The sequence below is a fragment of the Luteolibacter luteus genome (assembly GCF_012913485.1).
Classification (GTDB): Bacteria; Verrucomicrobiota; Verrucomicrobiia; order Verrucomicrobiales; family Akkermansiaceae; genus Haloferula; species Haloferula lutea.
In genome coordinates this window covers 5,386,366-5,398,872 of sequence record NZ_CP051774.1, presented here as the reverse complement: position 1 = coordinate 5,398,872, position 12,507 = coordinate 5,386,366, and the positions used below count along the sequence as shown (strand labels likewise).

The window sequence follows — 12,507 nt, the reverse complement described above, 5'->3', positions numbered from 1 at the left end:
ATGAGGGCACTGGTTTTCTCCGCACTGCTGGTTCCGATGCTGCTCTGCGCGCATCCGGACCCGAGCCACACCTTGGCGGAGCTTGAGCAACACCTGCGTGAAACACCCGGCGATCAAACGCTGCTCCGCCAGAAGGCCGACCTGTTGATCACCACGGGACATCCGAAGGAAGCGGCTCCCGTGGTGCAGCAACTCATGCAGGAGGGCCCGGACCAAGAGGAGAACCTTCTGTTAGAGGCGCGTCTCCACTTGGCCGATGGCAAGCGCGACGAGGCAGAAACGAAGGCGAAGGATCTGGTTTCCAAGCACCCGAAGGATGCCTTCGGATGGAACCTGCTTTCACGGATCGAGCATGATTCGGGCGACCGTGATGCGGCGATCGAAGCAAAGCTGCGCTACCTTGAGTTTTCCAAGAGTCCGGGACCTACCGACGTCATGACCTGTGCCACTTGGCTCCGCGAGCGCGGGAAGCCCGGGGATTCCGAGGCGGCGCTTGAGGTGCTGGATCGCGGAGTGGCACGACTGGGCTGCCTTTCCGGACTTCACTACGCAGCCATCGTCATCGAACTCGAGTTGGGGCATCACGACTCCTCGCTGCGGAGGATCGATGCGCTGACCGCCCGCTATCGCCCCTCGGTGGATCTGGAGATGCGGCGCACCGAGATCTTGGAGAAGGCGGGGAGGTTTGAAGATGCGGCGGAGTCCTGTGACACCGCCGTTGCACTACTGGAAGCGCTGCCTAGCAGCCGGAAGCGGACACCGTTCTACAAGGCGCAATTCGAAGCCGTCTCGAAACGGAAAGCGGAGAATCAGGAGCGGGCCGTAAAGTGACTCTCCATGCTGGCGATCACTCGCTGACCTTCTCCACGTCCACGCTGACGCTCATCCGGCAGTGGCCGCTACCATGGTAGCTCCCGCGCACCGGTGCCACGTCATCGTAGTCACGACCCACCGCGATCTTGATGTAGCGCTCATCCGCCAGTGTCTCGTTGGTCGGATCGAAGCCGATCCATCCGACACCGGGGAAAAACACCTCCGGCCAGGCATGCGAGGCCTGAGCCCCTACCAGATGATCCCGCGGACCATTATAAAGGTAGCCGGAGGCATAGCGCGCCGGGATCCCGATCGCGCGGCAAAGCCCGAGCATCACATGAGTGAAGTCCTGGCAAACCCCGCGACGCAGCGCGAAGGCCTCTTCCAAGTGCGTGCTCACCGTGGTGGATCCCGCTTCGTAGCGGAACTCGCGATGCACCCAGTGCATGATCGCGACTGCTTGTCCAAAGACCGACTCGATCCCCGCGGTGATGTCCAGAGCCTGGCGCCAGATCTGTGGATGCCGCGAAACGAAGCGACTATCCTGCAGGTAGGCCCAGGTCCTTTCCGGAATGTCCCCCCCCCTGTAGTCGCGCAGGGTCGCGTTTTGCGAGCCTTCCGGGACTACCAGCGGCAGGTTCTGGATCCGGATCCGGCTCTCGATTTCCAGCCGCTTGTGATCGCCCGGAATCTCGAAGTGATGGGTCACATTCTCGAAGAGATCGTGAAAGCGGCGCACCCGCGTTGCGGGAAGGACTTTGACGACCGCTGAAAGCGTCCGCTGGAAAGGAAAGGTCCGCGGCTCCAGATGGAGCGTGTTCATGCTATCCCGCACCGGAGCGTCGTAATCGAATACGGTCCGGTGCAGGACTCGGAATACGGGACCTGGCTGCAAGGGCTGTGCCATGAACAATCCGGGGGTCGGCGCAGGGGCTGCACCAAATTCGGGTAGTACGGGATTCAATCGCGGGTCGGGGTCGTGCGCCGCGGATCACTGCTGCTGCTGGGCCATTTGCCAAGCGACAACCGCCGACATATTCGCCGCGGGGATCGGCGGGCGCTTGTCGGTGGAGTCCGGCAGCAGCACGTAGGTCTGGAAAAGTTCCGTCCCGATTTCATTCAGACGTTCTTGAAGCTCATCGAGATACAAATGGAGTCCGTGCTCCAGCACCTCCGCGGCCGATCCGTAGGCCAGCTCCGCCAGCAGGCGCCCCGCAACCCGCTCCGCATCATTGGTATAGGTCCCGCGCGGAGTTCCCGAAATGCTATGCAAATTGCGGTCGATCCGGTCCACGCAGAAGCGCACCGAGCGAGGAAAGCCGGGCGAGAACATCAGGAAACTCACCACTCCTTCCGCCGTAGGCTCGCCACGATGCTCTGCGCGGAAGGCGCCGAGGCCCCCGCAGGAGCGCAGGATCGCCGTCCAGTGGAAGGTGGCCGCGCCATTCACCGGCGCATCCGATTCCGGCAGGAAGCTGGTGATATCGAGGAAGCGCGTGATCTTGTCCGCCCGCTCGAGGTGACGGCCGAGATCCATGAACTCCCATGACTCGCTGCGCGCGATCGAAGCCGCCGCGATCCCATGGAAGGTGAAGGTGGCGCGCCGGATCGTCTCGTAGTAGCGGGTCGGGTCTGCGTTGAAAAGCAACTCGCCTTCCCGGGAGTTGATGAAAAGGTAGAGAGAATTCAGCTCCTCCCACAGCTCCTCCGAAAGCTGGTCGCGCACCATCCGGGCGTTCTCACGGGCTTGGCCGATCGAGGCAACGATGCTGTTCGGATTGCGGCGGTCGTTGGTGAGGAAGCGGATGACCTCTGAACTGCTCGCATCGCTGTAGAATTCCGAAAACAAGGTCTCATCCCCGGTGCTGAGGATGATTGGTTTCCAGAAAGCGCGCAGGCGTTCGCTGTCGAGACGCTCGTGGTCGAGCAGCAGCTGGCCGTTGACTTCAATCAGGCGGGAGAGGCTGTCGGCCCGTTCGATGTAACGGACCATCCAGTAAAGGCTATTGGCAACGCGGGAAAGCATGACGACGGAAAGTTATTTCAAGACCCAGGTGTCCTTGCTGCCGCCACCTTGCGACGAATTGACCACCAGCGAACCCTTTCTCAGGGCCACTCGGGTCAGACCTCCGGGCACGATCTTTACGTCTTCCCCGTAGATGATGTAGGGGCGCAGGTCGATGTGGCGGCCTTCCATGTTCCCCTCGCACCAGGTGGGCGAGCGGGACAAGGACACCACCGGCTGGGCGATGAAATTCCGCGGATCCTCGATGATCTTCTCCTTGAACTTGGCGATCTCCTCTTGAGTGGCGGATGGCCCCATCAGCATGCCGTAGCCGCCGGATTCATTCGCGGCTTTCACGACGAGTTCCGGGAGATGCTCGAGGATGTATTTCCGGTCGCTCTCTTCGGAAGCGAGGTAGGTCGGCACGTTCGGGAGGATCGGATCCTGGCCGAGGTAGTATTCGATGATCTTCGGGACGAAGTAGTAGATCACCTTGTCATCTGCCACGCCGGTTCCGACGGCATTCGCGAGGGCGACGTTGCCCGCCTGATAGGCGCGCATGATTCCCGGGACTCCGAGGACGGAATCTTTCCGGAAGACCGTGGGATCCAGGAAATCGTCATCGATCCGGCGATAGATCACATCCACCCGGACGAGCCCCTTCGTCGTGCGCATGTAGACGAAGTCATCCATCACCACGAGGTCGCGGCCCTCCACGATCTCGATGCCCATTTCACGGGCAAGGTAGCAGTGCTCGAAGTAGGCGCTATTGTAGCAGCCGGGCGTCAGCAGCACGCAGACCGGCTCTCCCTCACGATGCGGGGAGACATGATGGAGCATGTCCAGCAACTCGCGTGGATAGGCATCCACCGGACGGACACCGAGGGACTCGAAGAGAGATGGAAAGGCTCGCTTGAGGGCATTCCGGTTTTCCAAGAGGTAGGAGGCACCGGATGGGCAGCGGCCATTGTCCTCCAGAACGAAATAGGTGCCATCCGCGCCGCGAATCAGATCGCTGCCGCAAATATGGATGTAGATGTCCTTCGGCACATTGATGCCGCGGAACTCGGGGCGGTAGTGCTTCGCCTCCTCAATGTAAAAGCGCGGGATGATACCGTCCCGCAGGATGTGCTGCTCGTGATAGATATCGTGGAGGAAGAGATTCAGCGCGATGATCCGCTGGGTCAGGCCCGCCTCCAGATGCTCCCATTCCGCCGCCGGAATCACCCGGGGCACGGGATCGAAAGGAAAGATCCGCTCCGTTCCGCGGTCGTCATGATAGACATTGAAGGTGACGCCCTGCCGCAAGAAGTGCTGGTCGCAGGCAGCGCGCCGGGCCTCGAAGTCATCGGCCGCAATGGCGGAGAAACGGTTGAGAAGGGTCCGGTAGTGCGGCCTTACTTCGCCTTCCAAGGCGAACATCTCGTCGAAAAATCCATCTGCCTCGTAGGCCTCAAACATGCAGTTCTTGGGGTATGGGTGGTCCAAGCAGGGGCCGGGCCAAGTCCCCTTGGCATTCTTACAATGCCACGGTTCTGCCTGTCCGGAAAAGCCAAAACCGTCTGCTGGGGCTCGGGTCGTGACCGGCAGCGGGCACCGGTCACGCCCGATTCGATCAAAGGAACCGCTGGCAATACACGACGTCGAAGCTACGGCCCTGCTTCGTCCCGATCCTCAGGAAGCGGCCGCACTCGGTGAAGCCGTTCTTCAGGTGAAAACGGATGCTCCCTTCGTTGGCGGACGAGATGCTGGCGAGGATGGTCTTCAAACCCCGGGACCTCCCCTCCTCCACCAGCCGCTCCAGAAGCAGCTTCCCGATTCCGGCCCCGGTTGCCTGCGGGTGCAGGAAGTAGGTGATCTCCGCCGTGGCGGAGAAGGCGGGCGCGGGGTGAAAAGGACGCAGGATCCCGAAGCCGGCCACCGATCCCGCCTCATCCTTCGCGACGTAGGCGGGATAGCCTTCACAGAGCTTCATCAACACATCGAAGTAAGCCAGCGGGAGCGGTTGCTCCAAGTACGCCGCCATGCTGTTTTCGATGTAGTGGTTGAAGATGCTGATCAGGGGTTCGCGATCGTCTTCCTGGATGGGGTGCAATGTCGTATTCATATTCATCATGTTCTACAGGGTAGATCCGTGACACGGACGACATGGCTCCCTTTCGTCTGGCACCATGCCGGACGCGGGGAATGCTTCTGCTCGGAAACACTTCCTGCGCCTCAATCCGACCGCATATGGCGGTGGGCAGAGGCGTGGAAATGGAGGGCCGCGACAAAGGCCGACGGAGCCGCCGCCTCACGCAACATGGCGTGAGCAGACAAGGCAGGTATCCGACGGAGCGGCAACATTCCGTGGGACGGTTAGAGCCGGGATACCCCTTGGGTCAATTGCAAACGCGGGCATGGACCTCACTTCAAGGGGGAAGATCCGCCGATTCCGACTTTTTCCGTGCCGGACGGATCGTGTCATGCTTTGAAAAGCCCGTGGCATACCTCGAAATCCGCGATCTCCAGACCCATTTCCGCAAGCGCACCGGCTCCGTCTTCGCGCCGGTCATCGAAACGGTGCGCGCCGTGGATGGCGTGAGCCTCTCCATTGAGAAGGGTGAGATCCTCGGATTGGTGGGCGAATCCGGCTGTGGCAAGTCCACCCTCTCCCGCACGGTGATGCAGCTCCTGCGCCCGACCGCCGGCTCGATCATCTTGGATGGTGAGGATCTGGCGCAACTGCCGCCCAGCGAGGTGCGCAAGCGGCGACTGGACTTCCAGATGGTCTTTCAGGACCCCTACGCCTCGCTGAATCCGCGGATGACCGTTTTCAGCACACTCGCGGAAGCGATCAAGCAGCGCCACGGCAATCTCGGTGGCAGCGCCCTCACCGAGAAGGTGGAATCCCTGATGAAGACCGTGGGCCTCGATCCCCGTTTCCAGAAGAAGTATCCGCACGAATTCTCCGGCGGCCAGCGCCAGCGCATCGCCATCGCCCGGGCGCTCGCCCCGGAGCCCAAACTAATCATCGCCGACGAGCCCGTCTCGGCCCTGGACGTCTCCATTCAGTCCCAGATCCTGAACCTGCTGAAAAAGCTGCGCGCCGAACTGGGCCTGACCATGATCTTCATCACCCACGATCTCGGGGTGGTCCGCTACCTCGCCGACCGGATCGTGGTGATGTACAAGGGCAAGATCGTCGAAGAAGGCGAGGCCGAGGCGCTTTTTGCCAATCCGCAGAACGCCTATACCAAGAAGCTTCTCGCCGCGATTCCGAAGCTGGAGGCTGGCGTTTGATTTCCATTGCCCCGCCTTGTTTCGCTTGCCCGATCAGGGTAGCGAGACAGACTTGGGGCCATGGATCCTTTCCTCCTCAAAACCCTGCACATCGCGGCAGCGGTGGGTGCATTCACCGGAATCGGAGCGATCGTCGCCGCCACGGACGACAAGAACCGGAAACTTGGCGCTGCGCTTCACGGCGCTTTCCTCGTGATTCTCCTCCTGATCGGCTTCGCGATGCTGAAGAAGCCCCCGATGGATCAACACTGGTGGCAGGTGAAGCTGGCAATCTGGCTGGTTTTGGGTGCGTCTCCGGCCTTGGTGAAGCGGAAAGTCATGCCTGCGGGTGCCGTTCTCGTACTCTGCCTGGTGCTGGCGACCGCCGCCGCCTATCTCGGTCTCGTCAAACCGTTCTAATCCTCCCGATTCGCTTTTTTCACCTCTGATCCTGCGCCTCCGGGAGTCTCCCCTTGCAAGCTCGCCAGCCGAGTTCTAATTCTTTTGCGCGCTGATCCCGAAATCGCCGCCATGAACGCTGCCGCTGCCTCCACGTATCCCATCGTCACCCGCGTCTGGAAATCTTCCATCGGGCGGAAACTGATCGTCGCCATCACCGGATTGGTGCTCGTGCTTTTCCTAGCCGGCCACCTTGCGGGTAACCTGCTGGTCTACGTCGGCCGGGAAGCCTTCAATGACTACGCGCAGTTCCTTCATCACTTCCTGCATGGAGCAGGCGTGTGGATCGCGCGGATCGGCCTTCTTGTGGCTGTGGTATTCCACGTCGCGGCCACGATTTCCCTGACCCGGGAAAACCGTGCCGCCCGCGAGTCCTATGCGCACCCGGCGACCATCCAGACGACCAAATCCTCGAAGCTGATGATCTGGTCCGGCCTGACGATCCTTGCCTTCGTGATCTTCCACCTGCTTCACTTCACCGTTCGGGTGAGCTTCCCCGCCGAGCGCTATGTGGATCATGACAAGTTCGGAGAGCTTCGCTTCGACGCATGGCGCATGGTGATCGACGGTTTCAGCAATCCGCTGGTGGTGCTCTTTTACCTCATCGCGATGACCCTGCTCTGCTCTCACCTGAGCCACGGCGTCCAGGCGATGTTCCAGACCCTGGGTCTCCGCTCCAAGAAGTCCGCCCCGATGGTTAATGCCCTCTCAAAGGGTTACGCTGTCCTGATCTACCTCGGCTTCATCTCGATCCCGCTCGCGATCCTCATCTTCAAGTTCGGCCGCTGATTTCCTGCCTCCTCACCTTTTCCAGCCATGTCTTTGGATAGTAAGATTCCTTCCGGTCCGATCGAGCAAAAGTGGTCCAAGCACAAGATGGACTCGAAGCTCATCAACCCGGCGAACAAGCGGAAGTTCACGATCATCGTCGTCGGCTCCGGCCTCGCGGGTGGAGCCGCTGCCGCCTCGCTCGCCGAGATGGGCTACAAGGTGAAGTGCTTCTGCTATCAGGATAGCCCGCGCCGTGCTCACTCGATCGCCGCCCAAGGCGGGATCAATGCCGCGAAGAACTACCAGAACGACGGCGACTCGATCCGCCGGCTTTTCTACGACACCGTAAAGGGCGGCGACTTCCGCGCCCGTGAGGCGAATGTCTATCGCCTCGCCGAAGTCTCGAACAACATCATCGACCAATGCGTGGCGCAGGGTGTCCCCTTCGCCCGTGAATACGGTGGCCTGCTGGACAACCGCTCCTTCGGCGGTGCCCAGGTTTCCCGCACCTTCTACGCCCGTGGCCAGACCGGACAGCAGCTCCTGATCGGCTGCTACCAAGCACTGGAAAAGGAAATCCACAAGGGTGGCGTGACCATGTATCCGCGCACGGAGATGCTCGACGTCGTTCTCGTGGACGGCCACGCAAAGGGCATCGTCGTCCGCGACATGGTCACCGGCAAGATCGAGTCCCATGCCGGCGATGCGGTGATCCTGGCGACCGGGGGCTACGGCAACGTCTTCTTCCTTTCGACCAATGCGATGGGCTGTAACGTCACCGCCGCCTGGCGTGCGGCGAAGCGCGGTGCTTTCTTCGCGAACCCCTGCTACACGCAGATCCACCCCACCTGCATCCCGGTGAGCGGCGACTATCAGTCAAAGCTCACGCTCATGTCCGAGTCGCTGCGTAACGACGGCCGCGTGTGGGCACCGAAGTCCCAGGACATCGCCGAGAAGATCCGCAAGGGCACCCTCAATCCGGCAGACGTGGCGGAAGACGCGCGCGACTACTACCTGGAGCGCAAGTATCCCTCCTTCGGCAACCTCGCACCGCGCGACATCTCCTCGCGTGCCGCGAAGGAAGCCTGTGACGACGGGCGCGGCGTGGCAAAGACCGGCCTCGGCGTTTACCTCGATTTCCGCGATGCCATCGCCCGCCTTGGCGAGCCAACGATCCGCGCCCGCTACGGCAACCTCTTCCAGATGTATGAGAAGATCGCCGGCGAGGACCCCTACAAGCGGCCGATGATGATCTATCCCGCGGTGCACTACACCATGGGTGGCCTCTGGGTGGACTACAACCTCATGTCGAACGTCCCCGGCCTGCACGTGCTGGGCGAAGCGAATTTCTCCGATCACGGCGCGAACCGCTTGGGTGCCTCGGCCCTCATGCAGGGCCTCGCCGACGGTTACTTCGTGATCCCCGCGACGATCGCGAACTACCTTGCCACCCAGAAGCCGGGCACCGTGAAGACGGACAATCCCGAGTTCAAGAAGGTCGAGGAAGAGGTCACCGAACGCACCAATCGCCTGCTTTCCATCAACGGCAAGCGCACCGTCGACAGCTTCCACAAGGAACTCGGCGAGGTGATGTGGAACAAGTGCGGCATGGCCCGTTCCCGAGAAGGCCTCACCGAGGCAATCGCCAAGATCCCGCAGATCCGCGAGGAGTTCTGGCAGAATGTCCGCGTGCCCGGTTCCGGTGCGAATGCGAACATGGAGCTCGAGAAGGCCGGCCGCGTGGCCGACTTCCTCGAATTCGGCGAGATGATGTGCTACGACGCCCGTGATCGCGAGGAGTCCTGCGGCGGCCACTTCCGCGTCGAGCACCAGTTCACCGAAGCCGATCCCGAAGTGCAGGCGGGCAAGACCCAGCCGGGCGAAGCCAAGCGTCACGACGACAAGTTCTGCCACGTCTCCGCCTGGGAGTACAAGGGCAACAATGCCCCGCCTGAACTCCACAAGGAGCAACTGGAGTTCGAAGCCGTGCACCTCGCGATCCGCAGCTACGCTTGATCAAATCATGAAGGGCTCCGAAAGGAGCCCTTTCCTTTTCGGCTCGGGGCACTCCATCGGCTGGAGCATGCGAGCAATGCGCTAGATCCGATCCTAGCAGTGTCAAAAAAGGACAACGCTAGTTCGGATGACCAAGTAGCGCGTCAGCCAGATCGACAGCCCACCAAGGGCTGGAGCGGACCGTATCTCAGGCCTCACTCTTCTTCTCCAGCTCCTTGATCCGCTTGGCGAGTTTGGGGAGCTGTCGGAAATAGGCGCGCGAGCGTTGCTCTTCCATCAGCGTGCTCGCCGGATTTCCTCCGTAGGTGATGCCGCCTTCCAGATCCGCGGTGACGCCGGTGCGGGCTGCGAGGACCGACTTCGAGCCGATCTTCACGTGACCGGCGATCCCCACCTGGGCTGCGGAGATCACATAGTCGCCCATGTGCGCACTGCCAGCGATGCCTGTCTGGGAGACGATCAGGCAGTGCTTGCCCATCTGAACATTGTGGCCGACTTGGACCAGATTATCGATCTTCGTCCCCTCTCCGATTACCGTGCGACCGAAGCGCGCGCGATCGATCGTGGTATTCGCGCCAAGCTCGACGTCGCTCTGAATGTCCACGATGCCGACCTGATCGACCTTCGTGTGCTTGCCATTCACCAGCTCGTAGCCGTAGCCATCCGAGCCGATGACCACGCCTGGCTGGCAGATCACCCGATCGCCGATCAGGCAGCGCTCACGGATCGAAACATTGGCATATAAAAGGCAATCCTTGCCGATCCGGACACTCTCGCCGACCACACAGTTCGGCCCGATCTCCGTGCCATCGCCGATCTCGGCTCCTGCCATGATCACCGCCCCGGCATGGATGCGGACCTTTGCGGGATCCAGCTTCGCAGTCTCATCGATCACCGCCCGCGGGTGAACTCCGGGAACAAGCGTCCGGGCATGGACGGACACGAAATGCTTCACCGCCTTGCCGAAGGATATCGACGGATGATCCGCGGCAATCAGGGCACAGCCTTCCGGCCCCTCGGTCACGCCGCGGGGCACGATCACCGCGCCCGCCTTCGTCACCAGATACTGGTTCCGGTATTTCTCGTTGCCTAGGAAGGACAATTCGGATGGCCCCGCTTCATCGAGCGCCGCAATGCCATCCACCAAAAGAGCGAGCTCGCCCCGGACGATGTCACCATCGACCAACTGGGCGAGCTCGGAAAGAGTCAGTGCCACTAGCGTGAACCTTGGGTCAAATCACTGGCCACCAGCACCTGCCGGAATCTCGGGAGCAGGCTCGGACGGGGTGCTCTCGGCCGGAGCATCCTTGTTCAGTTCCTTCAGGAGCACGGCGGTGATGTCCGTGGCGTCCTTCGTGTAGAGGAAGAAGGGAACTTGGGAGGTGCTAAGACCGGACTTGTCGAAGACATAGTCGAAGTCTTCACCCTTGGCCTTCTCTTCGACCAGCTTGCGGATTTCTTCGAGGATACCCTTCATGCGGGCCACCATCTTCTCATTGAGCAGGGAGTTGCGGCGTTGCAGGAACTCGCGGCGCTCGCGGTCAAGTGCGATGCCTTCCTGCTGCTTCACGTTCCACTCGTTGAAAACGGTCTGCTTCTTGGAATCCGCGATCGACGGATCCTCAAGCTGCTTGCGCATGTTCTGGAGCTCGGTGTCCAACTCGCGGATACGGCCCAAGCGCTCGTTGTTGTCCTTCTGGATCTTCGCCCGCTCGACGTTGATTTCCTTCTGCGCCTCGTTGGTGCGGTGGTACTCCTTGAAAAGCTGCTGCATATCGACCGTGGCGATCTTCAGCTTGCCTTCCTGGGCCGCGGCGACCCCGCAGAGGGCGAGAGCGCAAACGAGGGCGGTGATTCGGCGGATGATGGTCATGAATGAGTGGGGTTCCCGTGGGATCGGAGCGCACGTTGAACCGAAATTCCGGGAGCGTCAACGCCCCATCCGGCCCTTGCGCGGCCTGTTTCCAGCACCAATGTTCGGGCGCGATGCGCGTCACGTCTTCTCCCGCCGGTTTGCGCGGCGAAATTGCCACACTCCCCCGCCCTCTCGTGCTTGTCCCGACCATGGGTGCCCTTCACGAAGGCCACCTCGCCCTGATCCGGCGGGCCCGGGAGACAGCTGGACCCGGGGGCACCGTGGCGGTGTCGATCTTCGTGAATCCCATCCAGTTCGATCGCGCCGGGGATCTCGCCGCCTACCCGAAGCCACTGGAGGATGACTTGGCCAAGTGCGAGACAGCGGGGGCGGATCTCGTTTTCACCCCGGAAAGCGGCTCCATGTATTTCCCGGACCGCTCGATCAATGTCACCGAGAACCTCCTTTCCCGGCACCTCTGCGGAGCCACCCGGCCAGGACACTTCGATGGCGTCTGCACGGTCGTCCTGAAGCTTTTCAATCTCTTCCAGCCGGAAGCCGCCGTCTTCGGGGAAAAGGACGTGCAGCAGCTGGCCATCATCCGCCGCATGGTCCGGGATCTCGACGTACCGGTGGAGGTCATCGGCTACCCCACGGTCCGGGAGGCGGATGGCCTCGCGATGTCATCCCGGAATGTGCGCCTCGCCCCGGAGCACCGCGCCGACGCCCCGCGGATCCGGCGAGCGCTCGAAGGTGCCCGCTCCCTGCTTCAATTCGGCGAGCGAGCCGCCGCCCCTTTCCTAGCTGCTGCGCGGAAGCACATGGAAGAGTCTCCTTTCCTCCGGATCGACTATCTGGAACTGGTGGACGCCGAGACCCTGCAACCGGTGGGACACATTAAAAAGCCAGCGGTGCTCGCGACGGCGGTGTTTTATGGGGAGGTCCGCCTCATCGACCACGTGATGCTGCTGCCGTAAACCAAGGGAGTTGATGGCGAAGGAGAGGAGGCCCTTATCTTCGCAAGGATTCCACCGAGACTTTTGCGCGGAATCAACCTTCGCCTCCATTGGGTCAACTTCCCGCCGACTTCCTTTCCTCATGCTGCATGATCCATGGCAAAGGATGCGTCGGCACGCCTGAAAACGCAGCGTCAGCACCTCGTCCTTCTGTAGAGGCGGCAGGAAAAGTCGAGACGCTATATGAACCGCGCTGAAAACTAGACTCTCAACCGCCCTCTGGATGGAAGCTGGCAGTAGAACGCCACGGTGCGCATGTGTAAGATCATCCGGCAAGATGCCCCGTAATGACGCAAGGAAGTTCCCGCGAA

12 protein-coding genes are annotated in these 12,507 nt (G+C 61.4%); 6 read left to right on the top strand and 6 right to left on the bottom strand.

All coding sequences use genetic code 11. The features are described from left to right. Positions 1-831: a tetratricopeptide repeat protein gene (locus HHL09_RS22390; protein WP_169456903.1), complete on the top strand. Its 831-nt coding sequence runs from the start codon at positions 1-3 to the stop codon at positions 829-831. Between the two features lie 16 nt (positions 832-847). Here HHL09_RS22390 and HHL09_RS22385 read toward each other — a convergent pair whose 3' ends face one another. From HHL09_RS22385 to HHL09_RS22370, 4 genes are all read right to left on the bottom strand, one after another. Then, on the bottom strand, positions 848-1,720 hold the full coding sequence (locus tag HHL09_RS22385) for a transglutaminase family protein (protein WP_169456902.1): 873 nt from the start codon (positions 1,718-1,720) through the stop codon (positions 848-850). A gap of 84 nt (positions 1,721-1,804) precedes the next feature. Beyond that, positions 1,805-2,839 (bottom strand): alpha-E domain-containing protein, encoded by a 1,035-nt coding sequence (locus HHL09_RS22380; protein WP_169456901.1) that lies wholly within the window; start codon positions 2,837-2,839, stop codon positions 1,805-1,807. Between the two features lie 12 nt (positions 2,840-2,851). Next, positions 2,852-4,279 carry a circularly permuted type 2 ATP-grasp protein gene (locus tag HHL09_RS22375; RefSeq protein ID WP_169456900.1) on the bottom strand — a complete coding sequence of 476 codons (1,428 nt, stop codon included), beginning with the start codon at positions 4,277-4,279 and terminating at the stop codon, positions 2,852-2,854. A 154-nt stretch (positions 4,280-4,433) separates the two neighbouring features. Then, entirely contained in the window at positions 4,434-4,925 is a 492-nt protein-coding gene (locus tag HHL09_RS22370) for a GNAT family N-acetyltransferase (protein WP_169456899.1), read from the bottom strand. Positions 4,926-5,299: 374 nt separating this feature from the next. Here HHL09_RS22370 and HHL09_RS22365 point away from each other — a divergent pair, with 374 nt between their 5' ends. The 4 genes from HHL09_RS22365 to HHL09_RS22350 all read left to right on the top strand — a co-directional run bounded on the left by HHL09_RS22365 (position 5,300) and on the right by HHL09_RS22350 (position 9,325). Then, positions 5,300-6,100, top strand: a complete 801-nt coding sequence (locus HHL09_RS22365; RefSeq protein ID WP_240963685.1) for an ABC transporter ATP-binding protein — start codon at positions 5,300-5,302, stop codon at positions 6,098-6,100. A gap of 60 nt (positions 6,101-6,160) precedes the next feature. Next, positions 6,161-6,499: a hypothetical protein gene (locus tag HHL09_RS22360; protein WP_169456898.1), complete on the top strand. Its 339-nt coding sequence runs from the start codon at positions 6,161-6,163 to the stop codon at positions 6,497-6,499. Positions 6,500-6,610: 111 nt separating this feature from the next. Further along, positions 6,611-7,327, top strand: a complete 717-nt coding sequence (locus HHL09_RS22355) for a succinate dehydrogenase cytochrome b subunit (RefSeq protein WP_169456897.1) — start codon at positions 6,611-6,613, stop codon at positions 7,325-7,327. A 27-nt stretch (positions 7,328-7,354) separates the two neighbouring features. Next, positions 7,355-9,325, top strand: a complete 1,971-nt coding sequence (locus HHL09_RS22350) for a fumarate reductase/succinate dehydrogenase flavoprotein subunit (protein WP_169456896.1) — start codon at positions 7,355-7,357, stop codon at positions 9,323-9,325. Between the two features lie 187 nt (positions 9,326-9,512). Here the strand turns inward: HHL09_RS22350 and lpxD are convergent, their stop codons facing one another. After that, positions 9,513-10,541 carry a UDP-3-O-(3-hydroxymyristoyl)glucosamine N-acyltransferase gene (lpxD, locus tag HHL09_RS22345; RefSeq protein WP_169456895.1) on the bottom strand — a complete coding sequence of 343 codons (1,029 nt, stop codon included), beginning with the start codon at positions 10,539-10,541 and terminating at the stop codon, positions 9,513-9,515. A 21-nt stretch (positions 10,542-10,562) separates the two neighbouring features. Further along, the gene (locus HHL09_RS22340; RefSeq protein ID WP_169456894.1) at positions 10,563-11,198 is read right to left on the bottom strand and encodes an OmpH/Skp family outer membrane protein; all 636 of its coding nucleotides are present in this window, start codon (positions 11,196-11,198) and stop codon (positions 10,563-10,565) included. Positions 11,199-11,311: 113 nt separating this feature from the next. Between HHL09_RS22340 and panC the strand changes: the two genes are divergently transcribed. After that, positions 11,312-12,157, top strand: a complete 846-nt coding sequence (gene panC / locus HHL09_RS22335) for a pantoate--beta-alanine ligase (RefSeq protein ID WP_169456893.1) — start codon at positions 11,312-11,314, stop codon at positions 12,155-12,157. Positions 12,158-12,507: the final 350 nt, after the last annotated feature.

Coding starts and splice junctions, on each gene's coding strand:
- HHL09_RS22380 (WP_169456901.1), bottom strand. CDS start 2,839: ATGCTTTCCCGCGTTGCCAATAGCCTTTACTGGATGGTCCGTTACATC.
- HHL09_RS22355 (WP_169456897.1), top strand. CDS start 6,611: ATGAACGCTGCCGCTGCCTCCACGTATCCCATCGTCACCCGCGTCTGG.
- HHL09_RS22350 (WP_169456896.1), top strand. CDS start 7,355: ATGTCTTTGGATAGTAAGATTCCTTCCGGTCCGATCGAGCAAAAGTGG.
- HHL09_RS22370 (WP_169456899.1), bottom strand. CDS start 4,925: ATGAATACGACATTGCACCCCATCCAGGAAGACGATCGCGAACCCCTG.
- HHL09_RS22390 (WP_169456903.1), top strand. CDS start 1: ATGAGGGCACTGGTTTTCTCCGCACTGCTGGTTCCGATGCTGCTCTGC.
- panC (WP_169456893.1), top strand. CDS start 11,312: ATGCGCGTCACGTCTTCTCCCGCCGGTTTGCGCGGCGAAATTGCCACA.
- HHL09_RS22385 (WP_169456902.1), bottom strand. CDS start 1,720: ATGGCACAGCCCTTGCAGCCAGGTCCCGTATTCCGAGTCCTGCACCGG.
- HHL09_RS22340 (WP_169456894.1), bottom strand. CDS start 11,198: ATGACCATCATCCGCCGAATCACCGCCCTCGTTTGCGCTCTCGCCCTC.
- HHL09_RS22375 (WP_169456900.1), bottom strand. CDS start 4,279: ATGTTTGAGGCCTACGAGGCAGATGGATTTTTCGACGAGATGTTCGCC.
- HHL09_RS22360 (WP_169456898.1), top strand. CDS start 6,161: ATGGATCCTTTCCTCCTCAAAACCCTGCACATCGCGGCAGCGGTGGGT.